Genomic DNA, 24,114 nt, shown 5'->3' on the forward strand with positions numbered 1-24,114 from the left:
GGCGAGTTCAGCCGCACGCTGCCGGGTGCCGACCACGCGAAGGGCGGCACTGCGACGGTGATCGGCAAGTACGTCAGGACGGGCAGCGCCGGCCGACAGCTGCCCGATGGCTCGCCGCCGGAGGATGCGGCGCCCGCTGAGGCGCTATGGGCTTATCTCGCGGCGGCCCTGCGCATCGAAGGAGCGTCGCCGTTCGGCGCCAACCCGCACCCGCAACTGCTGCTTTGACGTAGGTTGGGGTGAGCCGCAGGCGACTGCGAAGGCAGGATGCCGTAGCGAACATCCGCGTAGCGGATGGCCCGAAGGGCGGGCTGCTGAGGCAGCCCGTAACCCCAACCTACCCTGCTCGTCATTCCTGCGCAGGCAGGAATCCAGTCGCGAAAACCCAGGGTTTTCGCGACAACATCGGTCCGGCTTTTCGCGACTATCGAGCGATGTCGTTACTGGATTCCTGCCTGCGCAGGAATGACGAGCAGTGAGCTTACTTGCCGCTCACCTGCTTCACCCACGCCTCATACGCCGGCCGCTCCACCGGCACCCCGTCCGCATTGCAGCTGCCAAGCCTGCACAACTCCTCACGCAAGCGCGGCGCATGCTGCACGATCACATGGAAGATCGCGTTCTGCTCGATCTCGCCATGGAACGCCGACGCACCCGGGCCATTGGCAAAGATCGCCACGTCCTCGCCGCCATGCGTCTCGCCCTTCAACGGCACGATCGATTCCTGCATGTAGTCTGGCGCGGTGGTGTCGACCTTGCTCAGGTCGGGCCGCCCGTTCTTTGCCGGCGAGTACTCGCCCGGATTGTGCGGATAGCGCTTCGGCCCCTCCGGTTGCTTGTCGGTCGCACCGGTATAGCCCGGGCCGTTGGCGAAACCCAGCGTGGTGTACGGCTTGCCGGTCGCGTCGCGCGCCACGCCCGCACCGCCTTCCTCGTCGTAGCTGTCGGTGTGCCCCTGCACCAGCCCGAGGATGTCGTTGCCGCGCTTGGGGTAGCCGGCGAAGGTGAGCGTGTGCGCATGGTCGGCGGTGACCACGATCAGCGTGTCCTTGGGATCGGTATGGGCAAGCGCCGCCGCCACGGCGTCGGCCATCGAAATGGTCTCGTCCAGCGCGCGGTAGGCATTGCCGGCGTGCAGCGCATGATCGATGCGGCCGCCTTCGACCATCAGGAAGAAACCGTTGGGGTTGCGCTTGAGCACGTCGATCGCCGCCACGGTCATCTCGGCCAGGCTCGGCTCGCCGGCCTTGTCCTGCGCACGCTCATGTTCGTAGTTCATGTGCGAAGGCTCGAACAGGCCGAGCAGGCGCGGCGTATTCGACAGGTCCAGCGCCTTGAGCTGCTGCTCGTTCCATACGTAAGCGCCGCCCGGGTGCTTCGCCTTCCACTCGGCGATCAGGTCGCGGCCATCGAGGCGCTGTCCCACCTTGTTGGCGTATTCCGGATCGGTCTCGCCCGCCGGCATGAATTCGGTGCGCCCGCCGCCCATCGCCACGGTGAGGCCATCGAGCGCGGGGAAGTCGACCAGCTGCGCCGCGAAATCCTTGCAACCCTGCGCCTTCGCCTGTGCGGTCAGCTCGGCATCCACTTCCCAGTTGCGCTCCGGCAGGTGGCCATACGTCGCCGCCGGCGTGGCGTGGGTGATACGCGTGGTGGTCACCGCGCCGGTGCTCATGCCGGCAGCGGCAGCCAGTTCCAGCGTGGTCACCAGCTCCTGGCCCCTGCTGGCGGCGCAATCCTGCCGGCGTGGCACCTGCGAGACACCGATATAGCCGGCGCGCGTCTTCACGCCGGTCATGATCGCGGTCATGGTGCCGGCCGAATCCGGCGTCTGCTGGTCGGTCTCGTAGGTGCGGCTGAAGGCGCTGAAGGGGAACTGCTCGAAGCTCAGCTTGTAGCTCTCGCCGTCCACGCCCTTGCGCTGCCCCGCGCGCACGTGCGCGGCGGCGATGGTCGGGATGCTCATGCCGTCGCCGAGGAAGACGATGACATTCTTCGCCTTCTGCCCCTGCGCACTCGCCTGCGCCGACACCTGCGCCGCCTGCGCGGCACCATTGCGGAACCACCACGACGGCGTCTCGCCCTCAGGGCGCTTGATCGACGGCACGTCGATAACGGCGGCCGCATTCTGCTTCGGCGGCGTCACTGCCTGGCTGGCGCAGGCGCTCATCAGCGCGCAGAGCGAAAGCACCGACCCGCGGCGCGCGAGCATGGACGAACGACTCATGGCAAACCTCTTCATCGTCAGCTTGATGTCAGCAAGCGGACGATGATAGCGGCTGATGGCGAAGCGCGTCAGAGCTTGAGGTAGATCCGCCGGCGATCCATCGCCCACACGATCGCCCACCACACGGCGACGAAAGTCACGGCAAACGCGAGCGATGCGACATACGGCCCGGCCAGCGGCGTGATCCATCCGGCGAATACCGATCGATACAGGGGATCCTGGATACCCAGCCCTGGCAGCAGGATCTGCATGAACTCCGAGCCCGCATACGCGGCGACCGCGTTGACGCCGAAGCGCCGCCCCAAGGCGGGCCAGCCGCGCAGGTCCACCAGCAGGTGGAACGCCAGCAGCGCCAGCGTCGCCCAACCGGCCGTCCACAGCACGAACGACGGCGTCCACAGATTCTTGTTGAGCGGCTGCAGCAGCGACCACATCGCACCGAGCAGCACATAGGCCACGCCGCTCAGCAGCAGCGCACGCCGATCGTCGCGCCGCAGCCAGTGGCCCGCGCGCAAACCCAGCAGCGAGGTGGCGATCGAAGGCAGCGTGCCAAGCAGGCCCTCCGGATCGTGGCCCAGGCCGGTGGCGGGGAAATAGCGGTAGGCGAAGTGGCCGAACACGGTGGTATCGGTGCGGCTGACGATGTTCTGGAACGGCTCCAGCGTGCCACCCAGCGCGAGCAGTCCCGCATAGCCGGCCAGCAGCGCGGCGATGGCGCTCCACTGCACGCGGCCATTGGCATAAAGCTGGAACGCCGCCGCCGCCGCGAAGCAGATGCCGATCCGCTGCAGCACGCCCGGGATGCGCATATGCGCATCCGGCAGGATCAGCGCCGCGGCGGCATTGATCAGCAGGCCCAGGCCGACGATGCGCAAGGCGCGCACCAGCGCGGCGCGCATCAATGCGCCGCGGTCCGCGCCCTGCTCCATCCGCGGTGCGATCGCCAGCGCCACCGACACACCCACCACGAACAGGAAGAACGGGAACACCAGGTCGGTCGGCGTGCAGCCATGCCATTGGGCGTGCTCGAGTGGCCAGTACACATGGCTCCAGTCGCCCGGATCGTTGACCAGCAGCATCGCCGCCACGGTGCAGCCGCGCAGGGCGTCGACCGAAGCGAGGCGGCGAGCGGCGGCGTTCATCGTGTAGCCGACGGCGTCAGGCTGGCGCGCTCGATGCCGTAGAGCGGGCCGGTGATGGGCGCGGTGAAGATCAGACAGAGATCGTGCACGCCTTTCGCATCCGGCAGCGCCGCGGCCAGCTGGAAGCGGCGCGGGCCGGATGGATCCGGCAGCGGCATGCTGGCCAGCACGTCGCCCTCGCAGCTGTCCTTGCGCACTACCAGTTCGCCATGCGCGGTCTTCGCCGGGCGCGATACCACCAGCTTGGCCTCGTGCGCCAGCTGGAAGTTGCGCTCCAGGCGCACCGCTTCGACGTGGATGCTGGCGATGCCGTCCAGGCGCGCGGCCGGATATTCCTGGCAGGTATCGAAGATATTGACGCTGTAGGCCGGCGTCATGCTGGTCGCATCCGGCATGGGCTGTACGCGCAGGCGGAAGTCGCTGCCCGGGCAATTGATCAGCTCGGCGTTCTCACGCGTCAGCAGATGGGTGGCATCCAGCACGCGCTCGCGCGGCGCCGCCAAGGGCTGGCCGCTGGCGTCCAACGCCACCGCACGCACCGTGGTCGGCAGCTTCACCTCGAACGGCGCCTGGTAGCGCGGCGATTGCGCGGTCGGCTCGCTGCCGTCCAGCGTGTAGTGCAGCGTGCCGAACTTCACCTGGTTGGCCAGCGTCACGCTGGCCTTGCCGGCGGCGAGCGCGGCGTTGCGGTCTGTTTCGATGATGGGCGCGAAAGCGCTGTCCGCGTAGGCGACATCGGCGGCGCGATACCGCGCCAGCTGTGCCGGCAGGCGTGCGAGGAAGCCATTCCAGTCGCGTTCGTTCGCAGGCGACCACAGCACTTCTGACAGCGCGTCCAGCCGCGGAAACACCGCGTGCTGCACATGCGCGATGGTGGGCATGTGTTCGGTCCACACATTGGCTTGCGCACCCAGCACATGCCGCGCCTGGGTGGCGTCCAGTTCCTTCGGCACCGGCTCGAATGCATAGATGCCCGCCAGGTCGCGCACAGGGACACGGCCGGTCGTCTCGTCCGCACGGTCGCTCTGCAACTGGTCGAAGTACAGGTCCGGCGCCGGCGAGGACACCACGTCATGACCCTTGCGCGCCGCCTCGATCGCACCCTTGATGCCGCGCCACGACATCACCGTGGCGTCGGCCGGCACGCCACCCTCGAGAATCTCGTCCCAGCCGATCAGCCGGCGCCCGTGCGCCTTCAGGTAGGTGCCCAGGCGCGCGATGAACCAGCCTTGCAGCGCATCTTCGTTCTTCAGCCCCAGCGCGCGGATCTTCGCCTGCACCGCGGACGACGCCTGCCACTGGTCCTTCACTGCCTCGTCGCCGCCCACGTGGATGTAGCGCGACGGGAACAGCGCCATCACTTCGTCCAGCACGTGCTGCATGAACACGAAGGTGGCGTCATCCACGTTGTATAGATAGGTATGCACGCCCCAGTCGCCCGACACCGGCGGACGCTGGCCGGTCACGCCCAGCTCCGGATACGAGGCGACCGCGGCCTGCGCGTGGCCGGGCATGTCCAGCTCGGGGACGATGGTGACGTGGCGCTCCGCGGCGTAGGCAACCAGCGCGCGGATCTCATCCTGGGTATAGAAGCCGCCGTAGCGCGCCGGCTCGCCATCCTTGCCCGCGTACGGCGGCGAGCGCCAGGCGCCGATGCGGGTCAGTTCCGGATAACGCTTGATCTCGATGCGCCAGCCCTGGTCGTCGGTGAGATGCCAATGCAACACGTTGAGCTTGTGCAGCGCCATCTGGTCGATCAGCGCGCGGATCTCGGCGACGCTCTGGAAATGGCGGGCAGAGTCCAGCATCAGGCCGCGCCAGGGGAAGCGCGGCGCGTCTTCGATATGCACGAAGGGCGCGGCGGCTTTGGCATCTTCCTGGGTCAGCAACTGCCATAGCGTGACCGCGCTGTGGAACAGGCCATCGCTGTCGCGCGCGGCGATGCGCGCGCCCTTGGCGTCGACGTCCAGCACATAGCCTTCGACGGGAGCGGACGACTTGGCGTCGCGGTGAAGCACGATGGCCGGCGCGCTGCCGGCCCGGTCGACGATGCGCAGGTCCAGCCCGCGGCTGCGCTTGATCTGCGCGGCGAGCCAGGTGGCGGTGCGGCGGCTGTCGGCGTCGGTGGCCACCAGCACGGTGTTCGCATGGATAGCGAGTACACCGTTTGATCGTGTCACTTTCCCGGGCAGCGGAATCAGCGACAGCGGGGCATCACCTTGTGCTCCGCCCGCAAGAGCGAAAGACGGAAGAACGGCCAGCGCGGCCAGCAGCAGGGTCCGGCCGAGGTGTGGTGCGAAAGTCACTGGCTGCGTTCCTCTTCTCTCTAAGTTCTGCTGAAGCGCCCCGTGCGGGGAAGCGTAGGTTGGGGTGAGCGCAGCGAACCCCAACGATCGGCGGGCAGACGCCGAAAGCTGTCGCCGGTCGAACCCTCGTTGGGGTTCGCTGCGCTCACCCCAACCTACCGCTTTTCGTGGCCTCCCTAAAGAAGGGCCCGGACAAGCCGGGCCCAAATGGGGAGGTGTTGCTCAGTGTGCCTCAATACTTCAACCGGAGGTTGAGGTAGTACTGGCGTCCGTTGACGTAGAAGGCGTACGGCTGGTTACCGATGCCCTCGACGTTGGTGTAGTACTTGATCTTGGGATTGTTGAGGTTCATCGCGTCGAACGACAGCGAAGCCCAGTCGTTGATCTTGTAGCCCAGCGACAACGCGAGGTTGCCCAGGCCCGACTGGAAGTACGTGTCGGTGCGGCTGACGCCGGCGAAGAACGACGAACGGTAGGTGTAGCTCAGGCGCGCGTTGAAGCGCTCGTTCTCGAAGTAGCCGGAAACGTTGTAGGTGTTCTCCGAGGTGCCCTGCAGCGGCTTGCCGGTGGAGGTGCTGCCGTCGGCATAGGTGTAGTTGGCGGCCACGCCGAAGTTGTCGCCGATGGGCTGCGTATAAGCCAATTCGATGCCGCTGATATGGCCGTCCACGTTCACCGGCACGCTCACCAGGTAGGTGTTGAACACGTCCTGGCCGGAGTTGTTGCTGGCGTTCTGGTCCTTGTAGGTGCGGCTGACCGGACCGAAGTTCACGTAGTCCTTCAGGTCCATGTAATACGCACCGGCCGACAGCAGGCCGCGCGGCGCGAAGTACCACTCCAGGGACGCATCGAAGTTGGTCGAGACGATCGGCTTGAGCTGCGGGTTGCCGCCGCTGCCGGTGTGGGTCAGGTCGTCCAGCGAGACCGAACCGGCCAGCGCGGAGTAGTCCGGACGGGTCATGGTCTGCGACGCCGCGAGGCGGCCGATCAGGTCGTCGGTGAAGCTGTACTTGAAGTTCGCGCTGGGCAGGAACTTGCTGTACGTGTGGTCGTACTTGCTCTTGTAGTAGTTGCCGAAGGCCGAGCCGGTGATCGGACCTGCCACGGTGTACTGCTCGGGATTGCTGGTGTTGTAGTTGATGTTCTCTTCGGTGCGCACCCAGCGGCCGCCCAGGTTGCCGCTCCAGCGCTCGCCGGAGAAGTTGGCCTGCAGGTAGGCGGCGGTGACCTTTTCCTTCACCTTGTAGATGTTCTGCCAGTTGAAGCGCGTCACCGCATCGCGGTTGGCGAACTGGCCGTCGATCTGGGCCAGCTGGCCCGGCGTGTAGTACCAGATGTTGCCGGGCACGCTGCCGCCCAGATCGCTGGTGAAGTCGCTCGGATAGTTGGCGTGGCCGGTCGGATAGTTGGCCGGATTCTGCCAGTCGGTGGCGAAGTTCGGGCCCTGGCCGATGTCGGTCTTGTTCTGGCGGGTGTGGTCCGAATAGCGCGCGCCGAATTCCAGCGAGGACAGCACGCCGCGATCCACCGCCCACTCGCCGTCGCCGCCGATCCAGTTTTCCTTGTCGGTGACCTCGATCGCCTGGTCGCCGAAGATCCAGCCGTCCTGCGGGCGGATGCCAGAGGGCGTGCTGTTGTCGCCGCCGAGCGACCAGCTGGCGGGATGGTCAAGACCGTTCATGGCCCACGACGCGCCGCCACCGCCGCCCGTGCCCAGCTCGAGCACGTCCTGCGTCGGGCTGCTGCCCTTGCCCTTGGTAGTGCCGACCTGGCCCTTGAAGGTGAGCGACTGCGAGGCGCGCCACTCGCCGTCCAGGGTGACATAGCGCGATTGCGAGGCCGCGCCCGGACGCGAGATCTGGTCGTAGACGCCCCACGAGGTGTTGGTGCACGGCGCGCCGCCGCACATCACGCTGGGATCGGTCACCTTCGGATAGACGGCGTTGGTGATCACGCCGTTCTTCACCGAATAGCTGCTGGGCACCAGGTACGGCGCGAAGTGGCTGCTCCACAACATGTAGTTGCGGTTGTAGTTGTCCGCTTCGAGCTTGGAGTAGAAACCGCTCAGGTTCAGCGTGACCGTATCGCTGGGCTTGAACTCCAGGTCGATCACGCCACCCTTGCGCTCGCGCTCCTGAGTGAACAGCGTGGCGCCGAGCAGGTTCGGATAAGCCAGGCCGGCCAGCTTCGGGTCGGCCACGGCGGCCGGATCGGTGGCGGCGATCTTGCCGTAGCCGCCCACCACTTCCTGGCCGTTGCGCTGCAGGCTGCGCTTCTCGTAGAAGCCCTGCAGCATCACGCCGAAGGTGTTGTCGCTGTTCTTCCAGTTGAACAGGCCGCTGAACTGCGGCTTGGTGTTGCTCGGCAGGTCGGAATAGACGCCGCCGATCGAGGCTTCCGCGGTGAGCGGCTTGGCGAACTCCAGCGGCTTGCGCGTGATGATGTCGACCGAGCCGGCACTGCCGCCTTCGACGATCTTCGCTTCGGAACTCTTGTGCACCACCACCTGGCTGACGATTTCGGACGGCAGCAGGCTATAGCTCACGCTGCGGCCCACGGTCTGCACCTGGCTCAGCACGAACCAGTCGCCGGTGCCCACGGTGTGGCCGTTGACCAGGGTCTGGGTCATGCTGGGATTGGTGCCGCGCAGGCTGACGCGGTCGGCCTCGTCGAAGCCGCCTTCGCTGGCGCTGGACGAACTGATGTTCACGCCGGGCAGGCGCTGCAGCGTATCGGCCACGTTCTTGGCCGGCAGCTTGCCCACGTCCTCGGCAGTGATGACGTCGACATGCGAGTCGGCGTACTTCTTGAATTCGATCGACTCCGCCTCGGTATCGCGGATGCCGGTGACCACGACGGTGCCCAGCTCCTTGGCCTTGTTCTTGTCGGCGCCGGCCTTGGTCTGGGCCGTGCCGGTCGTGCCGGTCTGGGCATCCTGCGCGTAGATGGCGCCGGAAAGACAGAGTCCGGCGACGATGCTGGCGGCTAGTAGCGTCTTACGGTGTGACATGGTTTCCTCCCCTCAAAGGATCGCTGGTGCGGATGCCGTGGCGTCGCCGAGGTCCGCTAGGCGGTGACTGGGCTTGCGCCCCTTAGGTTGCTGCGCTGACTACGATGGCTGTGTTGCTGAGCTCTCCGGCGGATGCGCGGTATGGCCTTCCAGATACATGCCGGCCGCGCCGATCACTCCCAGCTGCCCGTGCTCCATCAGGCGCACCGGCACTTGCTGCAAAAAGGCCCGCATCACGCCCTTGTTGAAAAAGCGCTCGCGGAAACTGCTGGTCAGCAGCACGTCGCGGATCTGCGGCAGGATGCCGCCGGCGAGGAACACGCCGCCGCGCGCGCCGTAAAGCAGGGTCAGATCGCCGACGAAGCTGCCGAGCAGGCCGCAGAAGACCTCCAGCGCCTCCACGGCCGCGGCATCGCTGGCGTCCAGCGCGGCGCGGGTGATCTCGCTCGGCTTGGCCAGTACGGGTGACTGGCCGCGCAGCACGCACAGCGCGCGATACAGATTCAGCAGGCCGGGACCGGACAGCGCATGTTCGAACGACACGTACGGCCGCTCGCCGGCCAGCACGCGCAGGATCTCGATCTCGCGCTCGTTGCCGGGCGACAGGGCGATCTGCCCCGCCTCGGTGGCCAGCACGGTGGCGTGCGGCTTGCCCGGCAGCAGCACCGCCGAGCCCAGGCCGGTGCCCGGCCCCATCACCAGCACCGGGCCGACGCCGCCGGGGGTCTGCGCCTCGATCACCGGCGTGGTGTCGGCATGGACCAGGAACTGCGTGGCATAGGCCACGGCCTCGAAATCGTTGACCACGGCCAGCCGCTCGATCCCCAGGCTGTCGCGGATGTCGCGGATGGACACCGGCCAGGGCAGGTTGTCGTTGACGATGGCGTCGCCCAGCACGTAGCCGGCGCTGGCCACCGCGCACTGGTCCACCTGCACGGCGCCGCCGAGCTGGCTGACGAAATCCTTGAGCACCGCGGTGAGGCTGGGCCATTCGGCGCAGGCGTAGCGGTGGTACTGCAGCACGGTGACGGGGCGCGCGCCGTCCGGGCGCTGGCTGACCAGCCCGATGCGCGCATGGGTCCCACCGACGTCCGCCGCCAGGAAAGGCATCCCCTGCGAGGCACCCTTCAGCCCGCCGCCCTGGTTGACCAGTTCCGCCACAAGCCCCTCCCCATCTTCACGTTCGACGCGGTCATGCCGACGTCATGCTGTTGTCACAGCCCCCGATGAGGGCGGAATATGGGAGCGCAATGACAACGTTGTCAACAGGTCGAATTTCCTAGACCCTTGCTGACGGTTCCGCGACGCAGCAAACACCTCTGCATAACGCCGGCCGGGCCCGGCCCGGAAGCCGGCCGATTCCCATGGCTGCGCCACTTAGCACGGTTTTTGCCGGGTCCGGGGCAGGCATGTCGCGCCGCGCCATGCCCCACTGCCGAGGTGCTGACCCGCGGCAGCCTTCCAGGCACCCTTCCGAAGCGCCGATTGACAACGTTGCTAGTTAGCGCGGATAACACGATGGGAGGCGACGCGGCCTGCGGGCCGCCGTCGGCATCGGCACTACTCGGGGAGTCACTACATGTCGTCCACAAGCTTCGCCGCCGGCGATACGCACGACCGGGCCTCCGGCCTGGTACCGATGCTGATCATCGGCCTGCTGTTCTTCATCTTCGGCTTCGTCACCTGGCTCAACGGGCCGCTGATCACCTTCGTCAAGCTGGCGTTCTCCCTGGACGACGTGAACGCCTTCCTGGTGCCGATGGTGTTCTATTGCTCGTACTTCTTCCTGGCCCTGCCCTCCTCCGCGGTGCTCAAGCGCACCGGCATGAAGAAAGGCATGGCGCTGGGCCTGTTCGTGATGGCGATCGGCGCGGTGCTGTTCGGCCAGTTCGTGTCGATGCGCGTCTACGGCGGCGCGCTGGCCGGCCTGTTCGTGATCGGCGCGGGCCTGGCCCTGCTGCAGACGGCGTCCAATCCGTACATCAGCATCCTGGGTCCCATCGACAGTGCGGCGCAGCGCATCGCCTTCATGGGCATCTGCAACAAGGTGGCCGGCGCGCTGGCGCCGTTCGTGTTCGGCTGGCTGGTGCTGAGCGGCATCGATACTTTCGACCAGCAGGTGAAGGCCGCGCCGACGCCGGAAGCGCGCGAGGCGCTGCTCAACACCTTCGCCGCCAAGGTGCACATGCCTTATCTGGCCATGGCCGGCCTGCTGGTGCTGCTGGCGGTGTGGGTGCTGCGTTCGCCGCTGCCGGAGATCAAGCCGTCCGGCGCCAACAGCGAAGCGGAGATCGGCCACGCCAAGGGCAACCTGCTGAGCTTCCCGCACCTGTGGCTGGGCGTGCTGTGCCTGTTCCTGTACGTGGGCGTGGAAGTGATGGCGGGCGACGCGATCGGCACCTATGGCCAGGGCCTGGGGCTGCCGCTGGACGCCACCAAGCATTTCACCTCGTTCACCCTGTTCGCCATGCTGCTGGGCTACCTGGCCGGCCTGGTGCTGATCCCGAAGATCATCTCGCAGCAGAGCTACCTGGCCGTATCGGCGGTACTGGGCGTGGCCTTCACCGTGGGCGCCTGGGCCACCACCGGCTACACCTCGGTCGGCTTCGTGGCCGCGCTGGGCTTCGCCAACGCCATGATGTGGCCGGCGATCTTCCCGCTGGCGATCAAGGGGCTGGGGCGCTGGACCGAGGCCGGCTCGGCGCTGCTGATCATGGCGATCGTCGGCGGCGCGCTGGTGCCGCAGGCCTTCGTGCATCTGAAGCAGCACTACGACTTCCAGCTGGTCTTCATGCTGCTGATGGTGCCCTGCTACCTGTACATCCTGTTCTACGGACTGCGCGGGCACCGCGTGGGCCAGCACGCGCCGTGAGCCAGGTCAGGCGGGGCCGTTGTCACGGCTCCGCCATCCTCGCCGCAAGCGGCTGGGCTACGATGCCCGTCCTGTTTCCCCCGGAGTTTCCTTAAGTTGCGCAACCCCACCATCAAGGACGTCGCCAAATCGTCCGGCGTCTCGCTGAAGACGGTCTCCCGCGTGATCAACCGCGAGGCCTCGGTGCGTGCCGACACGCGCGAAAAGGTGGAGCGCACCATCGAGGCGCTCGGCTACCAGCCCAATCCGTCCGCGCGCGGCCTGCGCAGCACGCATGCGTATGCGATCGGCCTGGTCTACGACAACCCCAACGCGCACTACGTGATCAGCATGCAGGAAGGCGTGCTGTCGGCCTGCCGCGAACGCGGCTTCGGCCTGCAGATCCACCCCTGCGATTCCTCGTCGCCCGCCCTGGCGCGCGAGCTGTGCGCGCTGGTCGAACGCAATCGCCTGGCCGGCCTGGTGCTGGCGCCGCCGATGTCCGAGCAGCATGAGCTGGTCAGCACGCTGTCCAAGCACGGCATCGACTTCGTGCGGATCATTTCCTCGCGCGAGGATCCGCACGACGGCTCGCCCTGCGTCTACGTGGACGACCGCAGCGCGGCCTATGCGATCACCGAGCACCTGATCCAGCTCGGCCACAAGCGCATCGGCTTCCTGTGGGGCGAGCCGCATCACCGTTCCAGCCCGGAGCGCTACCAGGGCTACGCCGATGCGCTGAAGGACTACGGCATCGTGCAGGACAAGAAGCTGGTGCTGCCCGGCCGCTACGCCTTCGACGACGGTTTTCGCGGCGCGCGCAAGCTGCTGGCGCTGAAGGATCCGCCCACCGCGATCTTCGGCAGCAACGACGAAATCGCCGCCGGCGTGCTCGCCGCGGCGCGCTCCAGCGGCCTGGACGTGCCGTGGGATCTTTCGATCGCCGGCTTCGAGGACAGCCCGTTCTCCAAGCAGGCCTGGCCGGCGCTCACCACCGCGCGCCAGTCCACCGGCGAGATCGGCCGCCACGCCGCGCTGCACCTGATGGCCGATCTGCAGCGCGAGAACGGCGAAGGCTTCGCCGAACCGTCGAACGAATGCTTCGTCCCCGAACTGGTGGTGCGCGGTTCCACCGCGCCACCGAAGAACAACACCCCCAAGACCGCCGCGCCCCGCGCCGGTCAGCCACGCAAGGCCTGACGCACGGCCGCACGCATCACCGAGAACGCCATCCCATGAAGCAAGCCAGCGACACCCTGATGTACCGCGAAGCCCACGAGTCCGCCGACGTGGTCGAGCGCCAGCTCGCCGCCAATGCCGACGTGCTGAAGGCGCTGGGCGAACGGCTGCGCGCCGAGCCGCCGCGGTTCATCGTCACCTGCGCGCGCGGCAGTTCCGACCATGCGGCGGCCTATGCCAAGTACGTGTTCGAGACCCGGCTGGGGCTGCTCACCGCCTCGGCCTCGCCGTCCGTGGCCTCCATCTACGACGCCGACCTGAAGCTGGACGGCGCGCTGTTCCTGGTCATCTCGCAGTCCGGCAAGAGCCCCGATCTGCTGCGCAGCGCGCAGGCGGCGAAGGACGCCGGCGCGCTGGTGGTGGCGATGGTCAACGTGGAGGACTCGCCGCTGGCCGCGCTGGCCGACACGGTGATCCCGCTGCGCGCCGGCCCCGAGCTGAGCGTGGCGGCGACCAAGAGCTACCTGGCCACGCTGGCGGCGATCCTGCAGCTGACCGCGCACTGGGGCAATGACGACACCCTGCACGCCGACGTGGCGCGCCTGCCCGCCGACCTGCGCCGTGGCTGGGACGCCGACTGGAGCGCGCTGGTCGACGGCCTGCGCGAGGCGCGCAACCTGTTCGTGGTCGGCCGCGGCTACGGCTTCGGCGCCGCACTGGAAGCGGCGCTCAAGCTCAAGGAAACCTGCGGCCTGCACGCCGAGGCCTTCAGCGCGGCCGAGGTGAAGCACGGTCCGATGGCGATCGTCGGCGCCGGCTTCCCGGTGCTGTTCTTCGCCCAGGGCGACGACACGCTGGACAGCACGCTGGCCGTGGCGGAGGAATTCCGCGCGCGCGGCGCGCGCGTGCTGGTGGCCAAGCCCGGCGCCAGCGGCGCGGACGCGCTGCCGCTGCCGGCCGGCATGGATTCGATCGTCACCCCGCTGCTGGCGGTGCAGAGCTTCTATCGCGCCACCAGCGAACTGGCGCTGGCGCGCGGCTTCGATCCGGACGTGCCGCCGCACCTGCGCAAGGTGACGGAGACGGTCTGATGAGCGCAGCGCAACCGCTACTGGCCCTGGTCAACGGCCGCGTCCTCGCCGACCACGGCCCGCGCAACGATCTCGCCGTGCTGGTGCGCGGCGGGCGCATCGAGGCGCTGGTGCCGGCCGGCGATCCTTCGCTGGACAAGGCCACGCGCCACGACCTGCAGGGCCGCCTGCTGCTGCCCGGCTTCATCGACGTGCAGGTCAACGGCGGCGGCGGGCTGCTGTTCAATGCCGCGCCGACGGTGGACACGCTGCGCGGCATCGCCGCGGCGCACCGCAGGTTCGGCACCACCGGCATGCTGCCGACGCTGATCACCGATACCGCCGACGTGATGCACGCCGCGCTCGAAGCAGTCGATGCAGCGATCGCCGAAGGCGTACCCGGCATTCTCGGCATCCATCTGGAAGGCCCGTTCCTGGCGCCGGCGCGCAAGGGCATCCACGACGCCAACCTGTTCCGCCTGCCCGACGCCGCGGATATCGCCGACATCGCGCGCAAGCACCGCGGCGTGGTGATGATGACGCTCGCGCCCGAACGCGTGCCGCTGGAGACCATCCGCCAGCTGAGTGCGGCCGGCGTGATCGTGGTCGCCGGCCATACCGCCGCCGACTACGCCACCATGCGCGCCGCGCTGGATGCCGGCGTCAGCGGCTTCACCCACCTCTACAACGCGATGACCCCGCTCGGCAGCCGCGACCCCGGCGTGGTCGGTGCGGCGCTGGACGATCCGCACAGCTGGTGCGGGCTGATCGTCGATCTGCATCACGTGCATCCGGCCAGCCTGCGCGTCGCCATCGCCGCCAAGGCGCGCGGCAAGAGCGTGCTGGTCACCGATGCGATGCCACCGGTGGGCGCGGACGATCCGACCTACGTGCTCAATGGCCAGACCATCGTCGCCCGCGACGGCGTCTGCCAGAGCGACGACGGCGTGCTGGCCGGCTCGGCGCTGGACATGGCCACCGGCGTGCGCCATCTGGTCAACGCGGTGGGCCTGCCGCTGGCGGAAGCCTCGCGCATGGCCAGCGCCTATCCGGCCGCCTGGCTGGGACTGGAGCGCGAACTGGGGCGCATCGTCGCCGGCCAGCGCGCGGACTTCGCCGTGCTGGACGACGCACTGGTCGTGCAGGAAACCTGGATCGGCGGCGTACGCTACGCCGCCTGATCGCGCTTCACTGCGCGGTGCCGTCCACCACCTCGATCGACACGATGCCGCGCACCCAGCGCGCGGCGCGCTTGTCGTCCGGAACCACCAGGCGGAATGGGCCATCGGTCGCCAGGGATTGCCCGTCGCGGGCGTCGGCCAGCAGCACGGTCTTGCCGCCGATCGACGGATCCAGCTCGGCCAGCGCGAACACCGCCTGATAGTGGTCGGTGGCGGTGACGCGCACGAACAGCGCCAGGCCCTTGCCGCGCAGCGGCTTGTCCAGCGCGCCCGCGCGGCGCAGCAGCTCGGCCAGCGCGACGCCCGACCACTCCGCGGGCTTTTCGTCGTGGACCGCTGCCGTCAGCTTGGCCTGCGGCAGTGCCGCCAGTGCGGTGCGGTCGAACACGGTCGCCTTGCCATCCACCACGACGCGCAGCGATGGCGAGGGCTCGGCGGCATGCAGGCCGAAGGCGAGCAGGCAGGCGAGAAAAAACCACGCAAAGCGACCGTGGGATGCGCGCCTCATGATGTCAGTGCCCCTTGCCTGGAAGTTGCAGGATTGTAGGCAGCGCTCCCGATCGCTGTCACAGCCGGTTTCACCAAACATCAACGTGAACGCTCGGTAGAGTACCGCGCGATGTGCTCGACTTGACCGGCGTCAAGTGATCGCCGGTTCGATCGCACTAGGATCGGTTGAGGGCGTGGCACCACGTCCCGTCCCGCCGGCAAGGGGAGTGAGCATGGAACGTCCCGTGGATCGCACCGGGAAACGCCAGGAGCGGATGGTCTTCCTGCTCCTTACCGTCGCGCTGTTTCCCATCCTGGCCGTGCTGACCGTAGCGTCCTACGGCTTCGCCGTGTGGATCTGGCAGATGTTCAACGGCCCGCCGGGAGGCTGAGCATGTCCAGCAACGACTTCCGGCCCGACCGGCGCGCCTTCCTGCAGGGGCGCTTTCCGCGCGGCGAGCGCGGGAACGAGGCGATGAACGACGAGCTGCATATCTCCAGCCTGCTGGTGCAGCACCGGCCGGAAGCCATGCCGGCTTTGGAAGCCTATGTCGACACGCAACCGGCATTGGAGATCTCCGCGCGCGGCGAGCATCGCTGCGTACTGTTGTGCGAAACCGGCCACCAGCGCGAGGTGCTCGAACTGATCGACGCCATGCTCGCGCTGCCGGGCGTGGTCAACATCTCGCTGATCTATCACCACGCCGAGCCGCGCGACGAACTCGAACAGCCGCTGCAGCCGTCACAAGGAGCCGACGCATGACCCTGACGCGACGCGAATTCATCCGCAACACGGCAGCGGCGGCCGCGGCCAGCGCCGCCGGCCTCGCGCTTCCGGCCGCCGCCAGCAACGTGCTGACCGAGGGCGACCTCACGCAACTGAAATGGGACAAGGCGCCGTGCCGCTTCTGCGGCACCGGCTGCGGCGTCAACGTGGCGGTGAAGAACGGCCGCGTGGTAGCCACCCATGGCGACGTGCACGCGGAGGTCAACCGCGGCATCAACTGCGTCAAGGGCTATTTCCTGTCTAAGATCATGTACGGCACGGACCGCTTGACCACGCCGCTGCTGCGCAAGACCAACGGCGCCTACGACAAGAACGGCCAGTTCACGCCGGTATCGTGGGACGAAGCCTTCGACGTGATGGCCGCGCAGTTCAAGCAGGTGCTGAAGACCAAGGGGCCGGGCGCGGTGGGCATGTTCGGCTCGGGCCAGTGGACGATTTTCGAAGGCTACGCCGCCAACAAGCTGATGAAGGGCGGCTTCCGCAGCAACCATATCGACCCGAACGCACGCCACTGCATGGCCTCGGCGGTGATGGGTTTCATGCGCAGCTTCGGCATGGACGAGCCGATGGGTTGCTACGACGACATCGAAGCCGCCGACGCCTTCGTGCTGTGGGGCTCGAACATGGCGGAGATGCACCCGATCCTGTGGACGCGGGTGACCGACCGGCGCCTGTCCAATCCGCACGTGAAAGTGGCGGTGCTGTCGACCTACGAGCACCGCAGCTTCGAGCTGGCCGACATCCCGATCGTGTTCACCCCGCAGACCGACCTGGTCATCCTCAACTACATCGCCAACCACATCATCAAGACCGGCAAGGTCAACCAGGACTTCGTCGGCAAGTACACCAGCTTCAAGCGCGGCAACGACGATATCGGCTACGGCCTGCGCCCGGACCATCCGCTGGAGCTGAAGGCGAAGCACGCCAAGGACGCCAACGGCGGCCAGCCGATCAGCTTCGAGGAATTCGCCAACTTCGTGGCGCCGTACACGCTGGAAAAAACCGTGCAGATGACCGGCGTCGAGCGCGGCTGGCTGGAGCAGCTGGCCGAGCTGTACGCCGATCCCAAGCTGAAGGTGACCTCGTTCTGGACCATGGGCTTCAACCAGCACACGCGCGGCGTGTGGGCCAACAACATGGTCTACAACATCCACCTGCTGACCGGGAAGATCGCCACGCCCGGCAACAGCCCGTTCTCGCTCACCGGCCAGCCTTCCGCCTGCGGCACCGCGCGCGAGGTGGGCACCTTCAGCCATCGCCTGCCGGCGGACATGGTGGTGACCAATCCGGAACACCGCCGCCATGCGGAGGAGATCTGGAACATCCCGCACGGCATCATCGATCCGGTCCCGGGCTATCACGCGGTGGAGCAGAACCGCGCGCTGCGCGACGGCAAGCTCAATGCCTACTGGGTGATGGTCAATAACAACATGCAGGCCGGCGCGAACATGCTGGAGGAGACCTATCCCGGCTATCGCAACCCGGACAACTTCATCGTCGTTTCCGACGCCTATCCCACCGTTACCGCACAGGCGGCGGACCTGATCCTGCCGGCGGCGATGTGGGTGGAGAAGGAAGGCGCCTACGGCAATGCCGAACGGCGCACGCAGTTCTGGCACCAGCTGGTGAAGGCGCCCGGCGAGGCGCGCTCGGACCTGTGGCAGCTGATGGAATTCGCCAAGCGCTTCACCACAGACGAATGCTGGCCGGCGGAGATCCTCGCGGCCAACCCGCAGTTCAAGGACAAGACGCTGTACGACGTGCTCTATCGCAACGGCAAGGTGGATCGCTTCCCGGCCGCCGATATCGAAGCGGGCTTCCAGAACGACGAGTCCGCCGCGTTCGGCTTCTACGTGCAGAAGGGCTTGTTCGAGGAATACGCCGCGTTCGGGCGCGGCCACGGCCACGACCTCGCCCCGTTCGACGCCTATCACCAGGCGCGCGGCCTGCGCTGGCCAGTGGTCGACGGCAAGGAAACGCGCTGGCGCTATCGCGAAGGCGCCGATCCCTACGTCAAGGCGGGCGCCGGCTTCCAGTTCTACGGCAATCCCGACGGCCGCGCGGTGATCTGGGCACTGCCCTACGAGCCGCCGGCGGAGATGCCGGACGACGAATACAACCTGTGGCTATGCACCGGCCGCGTGCTGGAGCACTGGCATTCCGGCTCGATGACCATGCGCGTGCCGGAGCTGTACCGCAGCTTCCCCGCCGCGGTGGTGTTCATGCATCCGGACGATGCGGTGGCGCGCGGCCTCAAGCGCGGCGACGAGGTGCGCGTGGTGTCGCGCCGCGGCGAAATGCTCTCGCGCATCGAGACGCGCGGCCGCAACCGCGTGCCGCGCGGGCTGGTGTTCGTGCCGTGGTTCGACGCGGGCCAGCTGATCAACAAGGTCACGCTGGACGCGACCGATCCGATCTCCAAGCAGACCGACTACAAGAAGTGCGCCGTCAAAGTGCTGCCCGCCTGAGGATGCCCTGATGTCCAACACTTCCCGTTTCGTCGCCAGCGCCGTGGTCGTGCTGGCGCTGGCATCGGTGCTGGCGTTCGTGGCTTCGCACCGTAAGGCGGGACCCACCGGCGCCGCGCAGGAGGCCGCTGCGCCGGCCGCTTCGGTGGCTGCGCCCGCACCGCGCCCCGCCGTTGCCGTGGTGCCTGCCGGTTCCGGCCTCGATGCGATCCGCCGCGGCGCCGAGCTCGACAAGGAGATCGCGCCGCCGCCGATGGCGCGGGTGGAAAACACCGACATCCGGCGCAACCGCGCCTATCCGATGCAGCCGCCGACCATCCCGCACAGCATCGACAACTACCAGATCGACCGCAATTCCAACCGCTGCATGCTGTGCCATGCGCGCGCCAACGCGGACAAGTTCCAGGCGCCGCCGGTGAGCGTCACCCACTACATGGACCGCGACGACCAGTTCCTCGCCACCATCTCGCCGCGACGCTACTTCTGCAACCAGTGCCACGTAGTGCAGACCGATGCCCAGCCGCTGGTGGCTAACGGCTTCAAGGACATCGACACCGTGCTGTCCGAACCGAACAAGGCGAACTGAGCATGTGGGCCTGGATGAAGCGATGCCTGCTCGTCTTCTGGCACACGCTGCGCCGTCCCAGCGTGCACTACAGCCTGGGCTTTCTCACCCTCGGCGGCTTTCTCGCCGGCGTGCTGTTCTGGGGCGCGTTCAATACGGCGCTGGAGGCGACCAATACCGAGAGGTTCTGCACCAGCTGTCACGAGATGCGTGACAACGTGTTCCAGGAGCTGAAGACGACCATCCACTACAGCAACCGCTCAGGCGTGCGCGCCACCTGCCCCGACTGCCATGTGCCGCACAACTGGACCGACAAGATCGCGCGCAAGATGCAGGCTTCGAAAGAAGTGTGGGGCAAGATCTTCGGCACCATCGATACGCGGGAGAAGTTTCTCGACGAACGGCTGGTGCTGGCGGAACACGAATGGGCGCGTCTGAAAGCCAACGACTCGCTGGAATGCCGCAACTGCCACAACTACGCCTCGATGGACCTGACCCGCCAGTCGCCGCGCTCGGCTTCGATCCACAAGCGCTGGCTGGGCACGGGGGAGAAGACCTGTATCGATTGCCACAAGGGGATTGCCCATCACCTGCCGGATATGAAGGGCATTCCTCAAGGCTAAACCGGCGTAGGTTGGGGTGAGCCGCAGGCGAACCCCAACAGGACGATGCGTCTGGATGCGGCCATGTTGGGGTTCGCCTGCGGCTCACCCCAACCTACGCGTTCCGCCAGGCCGACACCAAACTGCAACATGCCTTCCCCAGCATGGCCGGCCTGCTCCACCCCATCCACCGAGGTTCCCGATGCTCCCGCTCCATCGCCGCGCCCTGAAAACCGCGGCCGCCCTGCTGCTGACCGCCATCTACGCAAGCCCCGCCCTGGCGGCCCCGCACCGGGTGATCCTGTTCGTATGGGACGGCATGCGCCCCGACGCGGTGAGCGAGGAGGACACGCCCAACCTGCTGGCGCTGTCCAGGCGCGGTACCTGGTTCGAGGACAACCACTCGACCTATCCCACCTTCACCATGGCGAACGCCTCGACCTTCGCCACCGGCAGCTTCCCCGGCACGCTGGGCTTCTACGGCAACCGCTTCTGGGCCTCGCGCGAGACGGGCCTGAAGACCACGCCGGTCGCCCGCACCACCACTGGCGAGGACGTGAACTTCCGCAACCCGGTCTATGTGGAAGACGACCTGGTGCTGCGCGCCCTGGACAAGGCCAGCAAGGGCGACCTGCTGGAACTGCCCACGCTGTTCGCCGCCGCGCAGAAAGCCGGCTTGAAGACCGCCGCCATCGGCAAGTCCGGCGCAGCCTTCCTGCAGAACTACCGCCTGCCCAACCAGGGCGACCCGGACAAGGTCGGCCTGCTGCTGGACGAGCGCACCGCGCTGCCGCTGTCCTTCGCCAAGGAGCTGCAGGCCGCCGGCTTCCCGCTGCCCAAGACCACGCCGAACGTCTACGCGGAAGGCGAACTGACCTTGCGCGGCGAGGACGAGGATCCGACGGCGCGCGGCAAGGCGGCCAAGCTCAAGGACGGCGCCACCAGCGACGCCACCGCCGGCGGCGATACGCCGCCGAGCGCGGCGAACGAGTGGATGATGAAGGTCTACCTGGACCAGGTGCTGCCCAGGCACAAGCCGGACCTGAGCGTGGTGTGGATGCGCAATCCCGATACCACCCAGCACATCTACGGCGTCGGTTCGCCGGAGTTCCATCTCGCGCTGCAGGCGCAGGATGCGCTGCTCGGCCAGCTCGAAGCGAAGCTGCGCGAGCTGGGCATGGCCGGAGACACCGACATCATCGTGGTCTCCGACCATGGCCACAGCAATATCGCCGGCCCGACCGACCTGTTCCCGCTGCGCCAGATCAACGACGGCCGCGTGGCCGGCGTCGACGCCGAATGGGGTTATTCGGTCTCCGGCGGCATCCGCATGGCGCATGAGCTGACCACGCGCGGCGGCATCCCCGCCTTCGACGGCCTGGGCTGCGTGTACTCGCCGGTGATGACCGGCATCCGCGCCGATGGCTCGCAGCAGCAGCCGACCCGCTACGACGACGACGGCCGCGTGTGCGGCAAGCCGATGGCCTACACCACGCCCAGCTATGTGGTGCCCGACACGCTGCCCAAGGGCGCGCTGGTGCTGGCGCCGAACGGCGGCACCGAATACTTCTATCAGCCGGAACACGACGCCGACGTAGTGAAGCGCGCCGTGCGTTTCCTGCAGTCGCGCGAGTATGTGGCGGCGGTGTTCGTGGCCAAGCGCTACGGCAACCTGCCTGGCACGCTGCCGGCGGAGAACGTGCACCTGGAGAACGCGGCACGTGGTCCGGACATCATCGTCAGCTACGCCTGGGATGCCGACGCGACCATCCAGGGCTTCCGCGGTACCGAGTACTCCACCGTCTTCCCCGAATCGCCCAGCGAGCGCGGCGAGCACGGCAGCTTCAGTCCGATCGACGTGCACAACACCCTGCTCGCCGCCGGCCCGAGCTTCCGCGGCGGCTTCCGCGACGCGCTGCCCAGCGGCAACGTCGACGTGGCGCCGACCATTGCGGCCCTGCTTGGCCTGAAGCTCCCGCAGGCGCAGGGGCGCGTGCTGCAGGAGGCGCTGGGCGGCACGCTGGGCAAGGCGGCGGACAGCTATCGCGTGACGCCGACCGAACTGCGCCCGGCGCAGGCGTCCACCGGCCTGAGCATGCAGCGTGTGGACGGCAGCACATTGCAGGGCTCGAGCTACACCTTCCGCCTGCAGCTGAAGCAGCTGGAAAGTGCGGACGGCAAGCGCTGGACGTATTTCGATTACGCCAAGCCCGAGCGGCACTGACAACACGCGTAGGCTGGGGTGAGCCAAAGGCGAACCCCAACGGTGCGATGCGTTTGAACGTGCCGATGTTGGGGTTCGCCTTTGGCTCACCCCAACCTACGCCGGGCGTCGATTATTCCTCGTACACGTGCAGGTGATTGAAGATCCACCCGTGATACGACTTCACCAGATCCTGGTCGATGCAATCGGTGTACAGGCCCTTGCAGCGCTCGCGCAGCACCGTCGCCGCGGAGAAATACGGATCCATCGGCACGCCAGCCGCCTGCAGCACCATGTTCGGCAGGTGCGCGATATCGAGCATCGGGTAGTTCGGCAAGCTGCGGCCGGGCACGTTGCTCTTGATCATGTAGTACGACAGGTAGTCCTTGTACGGCTGCAGCGCCGGCGGCCAGCTGCGCTCCATCTGGCGGATCAGGCCATCGAACGAGGGCTGGTGGTCGCCGAAGTGCATCAGCACGGTGGGCTCGGGGCGATCCAGGAAGGCTTTCTCCAGCTGGGTCATCGCCAGGTCGGAGTTGTGCAGGTTGGATAGATAGGTATTGAAGTTCAGCGCCGGTTTCTCGGCCAGGCCCTTGAGCAGCGGCCGGTTGAACGGCGCCGGCAGCGAGGACAGCGGGTCCAGGTCGTGCGGGCCGTGCTGGGCCAGGGTCAGGATCATCACGAACACCGGCTGGCCCGGCTTCTTGACCTTGTCGTAGACGCGCTTGGCGGCGTCGAACATCTGCGCGTCGGTTTCTTCCCACTCCTCCAGTCCCAGATCCTTGGCGTCGTAGAACTGCTCGAAGCCATAGGCCGTATACGCGTTGCGGCCGTTGAGGAAGGCGCCGTTGGTCGGATAGATCGCCACGGTGAGATAGCCCAGGCGCTGCAGCTGCTGCGGCAGCGAGTCGCGCACATGCGGCGCCAGCACGTAGGGCGCATACATGCCGCCGGGGCCGAAGATGTCCTGCGGCATGCCGGTGAGCACGGCGAACTCGCTGACCCAGGTGCCGCCGCCGAAGGTGTGCACGCGCAGCGGGCCGTGCGCCAGGGTGTACTTGTCCGGCTTGAACATCTGCACGCGGCACTGCGGCACGTTGCAGACGGCGAAGTTGGACGGGTCGAAGGTGCTCTCTTCCAGCACCTGCACGATGTCGGGGTACGGCTGCTGCGCCGTGCCGAGGCCACCGTGCGCAGTGGCGCCCCACTCCTGCTCGGCCAGCGTGTCGTCGGTCATCGGCGGCAGCGCGACGTTGGAGTCCTGCAGGTTGACGAAGAAGTTGGTCAGCTGCGCGTCGTCGGACAGCTTCTGCCACGCATTGCGCGCATGCACCTGGGCAAACGGGCCGTTCGGCAGCAGGCAGATCCAGAACACCAGCGCGCAGGCGACGGCGCCGCCGACACGCACGGCGAACGCCTTCGGCCGCGACAGGTTGCCGAGCATGCGGCGATCGCCGCGCCACACCAGCCACAGGCCCAGCGGCACCAGCACCGCCACACCTGCCGCCAGTTCCCACAGGTGCGGATAGTGCGCCAGCGTCTCGACCAGACTGGAACGCAGGTAATAGACGAAGTCCGACGGCATCAGCGGCGCGTCGAGATACTGCTGCTTGATCTCCGAAATGAAGTCCAGCCCCAGGAACAGCGCGCCCGTCACCACCAGCGCCATGGCCACGCGCGCGAAGGCGAACAGCAGCACGCCACAGGTGCACAGCATCAGCGCAAAGACGAAACCCTGCTGCTGCAGCACCGGCTCCTGGCCGGCGGTGGCGCGCACGCAGCCGGCGAAGAACAGGCTTGCGCACAGCCACGCCACGCTGTTCCGCGTAATGCGAAACGACCCTCTCTGCATGTTGCGTTGGCCCCCTGTTCCGGCCGGTCTGTCATCAGGGCGCCATCTTACGTTCTCATTTCCTTCACAGACAGAACCAGAGGTAACGGGCAGGCGGCGACGGGCTAGGGTTCAGCCGCCGTTGCCCGGTTTCGAAGGCCCGGCGAGGCGTCCTCCGCCATGCCGATCTGCTAGCTTGCGCG

Annotated in this window: 18 protein-coding genes; 11 read left to right on the forward strand and 7 right to left on the reverse strand. The window is 67.4% G+C overall.

Annotated elements, in window-relative coordinates; all coding sequences use genetic code 11:
* A partial coding sequence (locus tag BM172_RS22620; protein WP_177218848.1) for a hypothetical protein occupies positions 1-228 on the forward strand: 228 nt, incomplete at its 5' end.
* Positions 229-481: 253 nt separating this feature from the next.
* Here BM172_RS22620 and BM172_RS20105 read toward each other — a convergent pair.
* From BM172_RS20105 to glk, 5 genes are all read right to left on the reverse strand, one after another.
* Positions 482-2,227, reverse strand: a complete 1,746-nt coding sequence (locus BM172_RS20105; RefSeq protein WP_081804993.1) for an alkaline phosphatase family protein — start codon at positions 2,225-2,227, stop codon at positions 482-484.
* 68 nt (positions 2,228-2,295) lie between these two features.
* Complete coding sequence (locus BM172_RS20110; RefSeq protein ID WP_026633390.1) at positions 2,296-3,369, reverse strand: acyltransferase family protein; 1,074 nt, start codon at positions 3,367-3,369, stop codon at positions 2,296-2,298.
* Entirely contained in the window at positions 3,366-5,675 is a 2,310-nt protein-coding gene (locus BM172_RS20115; protein ID WP_026633389.1) for a family 20 glycosylhydrolase, read from the reverse strand. The genes BM172_RS20110 and BM172_RS20115 overlap by 4 nt, the downstream gene beginning before the upstream one ends.
* A gap of 232 nt (positions 5,676-5,907) precedes the next feature.
* Positions 5,908-8,685, reverse strand: a complete 2,778-nt coding sequence (locus tag BM172_RS20120) for a TonB-dependent receptor (RefSeq protein WP_026633388.1) — start codon at positions 8,683-8,685, stop codon at positions 5,908-5,910.
* 99 nt (positions 8,686-8,784) lie between these two features.
* Entirely contained in the window at positions 8,785-9,795 is a 1,011-nt protein-coding gene (gene glk, locus BM172_RS20125; RefSeq protein ID WP_081804996.1) for a glucokinase, read from the reverse strand.
* A 529-nt stretch (positions 9,796-10,324) separates the two neighbouring features.
* On the opposite strand from glk, the gene BM172_RS20130 reads away from it, so the two are divergent.
* The 4 genes from BM172_RS20130 to nagA all read left to right on the forward strand — a co-directional run bounded on the left by BM172_RS20130 (position 10,325) and on the right by nagA (position 14,966).
* Positions 10,325-11,557, forward strand: coding sequence for a sugar MFS transporter (locus BM172_RS20130; RefSeq protein ID WP_428844775.1), 1,233 nt, complete (start codon positions 10,325-10,327; stop codon positions 11,555-11,557).
* A 96-nt stretch (positions 11,558-11,653) separates the two neighbouring features.
* Complete coding sequence (locus BM172_RS20135) at positions 11,654-12,736, forward strand: LacI family DNA-binding transcriptional regulator (protein WP_026633386.1); 1,083 nt, start codon at positions 11,654-11,656, stop codon at positions 12,734-12,736.
* 35 nt (positions 12,737-12,771) lie between these two features.
* Positions 12,772-13,806, forward strand: a complete 1,035-nt coding sequence (locus BM172_RS20140) for an SIS domain-containing protein (protein WP_026633385.1) — start codon at positions 12,772-12,774, stop codon at positions 13,804-13,806.
* Positions 13,806-14,966: an N-acetylglucosamine-6-phosphate deacetylase gene (nagA, locus tag BM172_RS20145; protein WP_035322248.1), complete on the forward strand. Its 1,161-nt coding sequence runs from the start codon at positions 13,806-13,808 to the stop codon at positions 14,964-14,966. The genes BM172_RS20140 and nagA overlap by 1 nt, the downstream gene beginning before the upstream one ends.
* A gap of 7 nt (positions 14,967-14,973) precedes the next feature.
* Here the strand turns inward: nagA and BM172_RS20150 are convergent, their stop codons facing one another.
* Positions 14,974-15,474: a molybdopterin-dependent oxidoreductase gene (locus tag BM172_RS20150; protein WP_051548300.1), complete on the reverse strand. Its 501-nt coding sequence runs from the start codon at positions 15,472-15,474 to the stop codon at positions 14,974-14,976.
* Positions 15,475-15,688: 214 nt separating this feature from the next.
* On the opposite strand from BM172_RS20150, the gene napE reads away from it, so the two are divergent.
* The 6 genes from napE to BM172_RS20180 all read left to right on the forward strand — a co-directional run bounded on the left by napE (position 15,689) and on the right by BM172_RS20180 (position 22,101).
* The gene (gene napE, locus BM172_RS20155) at positions 15,689-15,847 is read left to right on the forward strand and encodes a periplasmic nitrate reductase, NapE protein (protein ID WP_026633383.1); all 159 of its coding nucleotides are present in this window, start codon (positions 15,689-15,691) and stop codon (positions 15,845-15,847) included.
* Positions 15,848-15,849: 2 nt separating this feature from the next.
* The gene (locus BM172_RS20160; protein ID WP_231504101.1) at positions 15,850-16,218 is read left to right on the forward strand and encodes a chaperone NapD; all 369 of its coding nucleotides are present in this window, start codon (positions 15,850-15,852) and stop codon (positions 16,216-16,218) included.
* Positions 16,215-18,710 (forward strand): periplasmic nitrate reductase subunit alpha, encoded by a 2,496-nt coding sequence (gene napA, locus BM172_RS20165; RefSeq protein ID WP_026633381.1) that lies wholly within the window; start codon positions 16,215-16,217, stop codon positions 18,708-18,710. Before BM172_RS20160 ends, napA begins: the two co-directional genes overlap by 4 nt.
* Positions 18,711-18,720: 10 nt before the next feature.
* The gene (locus tag BM172_RS20170) at positions 18,721-19,296 is read left to right on the forward strand and encodes a nitrate reductase cytochrome c-type subunit (RefSeq protein WP_026633380.1); all 576 of its coding nucleotides are present in this window, start codon (positions 18,721-18,723) and stop codon (positions 19,294-19,296) included.
* 2 nt (positions 19,297-19,298) lie between these two features.
* Positions 19,299-19,898 (forward strand): NapC/NirT family cytochrome c, encoded by a 600-nt coding sequence (locus BM172_RS20175; protein ID WP_026633379.1) that lies wholly within the window; start codon positions 19,299-19,301, stop codon positions 19,896-19,898.
* A 181-nt stretch (positions 19,899-20,079) separates the two neighbouring features.
* Entirely contained in the window at positions 20,080-22,101 is a 2,022-nt protein-coding gene (locus tag BM172_RS20180) for an alkaline phosphatase family protein (RefSeq protein WP_026633378.1), read from the forward strand.
* 112 nt (positions 22,102-22,213) lie between these two features.
* Here BM172_RS20180 and BM172_RS20185 read toward each other — a convergent pair whose 3' ends face one another.
* Positions 22,214-23,896, reverse strand: coding sequence for an LTA synthase family protein (locus BM172_RS20185; protein ID WP_331279763.1), 1,683 nt, complete (start codon positions 23,894-23,896; stop codon positions 22,214-22,216).
* Positions 23,897-24,114 lie beyond the last annotated feature (218 nt).

The organism is Dyella marensis (assembly GCF_900112865.1).
GTDB classification, from domain to species: domain Bacteria; phylum Pseudomonadota; class Gammaproteobacteria; order Xanthomonadales; family Rhodanobacteraceae; genus Dyella_D; species Dyella_D marensis_A.

Coding starts and splice junctions, on each gene's coding strand:
- BM172_RS20130 (WP_428844775.1), top strand. CDS start 10,325: ATGCTGATCATCGGCCTGCTGTTCTTCATCTTCGGCTTCGTCACCTGG.
- BM172_RS20140 (WP_026633385.1), top strand. CDS start 12,772: ATGAAGCAAGCCAGCGACACCCTGATGTACCGCGAAGCCCACGAGTCC.
- napA (WP_026633381.1), top strand. CDS start 16,215: ATGACCCTGACGCGACGCGAATTCATCCGCAACACGGCAGCGGCGGCC.
- BM172_RS20105 (WP_081804993.1), bottom strand. CDS start 2,227: ATGAGTCGTTCGTCCATGCTCGCGCGCCGCGGGTCGGTGCTTTCGCTC.
- BM172_RS20180 (WP_026633378.1), top strand. CDS start 20,080: ATGCTCCCGCTCCATCGCCGCGCCCTGAAAACCGCGGCCGCCCTGCTG.
- BM172_RS20160 (WP_231504101.1), top strand. CDS start 15,850: ATGTCCAGCAACGACTTCCGGCCCGACCGGCGCGCCTTCCTGCAGGGG.
- glk (WP_081804996.1), bottom strand. CDS start 9,795: ATGCCTTTCCTGGCGGCGGACGTCGGTGGGACCCATGCGCGCATCGGG.
- BM172_RS20175 (WP_026633379.1), top strand. CDS start 19,299: ATGTGGGCCTGGATGAAGCGATGCCTGCTCGTCTTCTGGCACACGCTG.
- napE (WP_026633383.1), top strand. CDS start 15,689: ATGGAACGTCCCGTGGATCGCACCGGGAAACGCCAGGAGCGGATGGTC.
- nagA (WP_035322248.1), top strand. CDS start 13,806: ATGAGCGCAGCGCAACCGCTACTGGCCCTGGTCAACGGCCGCGTCCTC.
- BM172_RS20110 (WP_026633390.1), bottom strand. CDS start 3,369: ATGAACGCCGCCGCTCGCCGCCTCGCTTCGGTCGACGCCCTGCGCGGC.
- BM172_RS20150 (WP_051548300.1), bottom strand. CDS start 15,474: ATGAGGCGCGCATCCCACGGTCGCTTTGCGTGGTTTTTTCTCGCCTGC.
- BM172_RS20120 (WP_026633388.1), bottom strand. CDS start 8,685: ATGTCACACCGTAAGACGCTACTAGCCGCCAGCATCGTCGCCGGACTC.
- BM172_RS20170 (WP_026633380.1), top strand. CDS start 18,721: ATGTCCAACACTTCCCGTTTCGTCGCCAGCGCCGTGGTCGTGCTGGCG.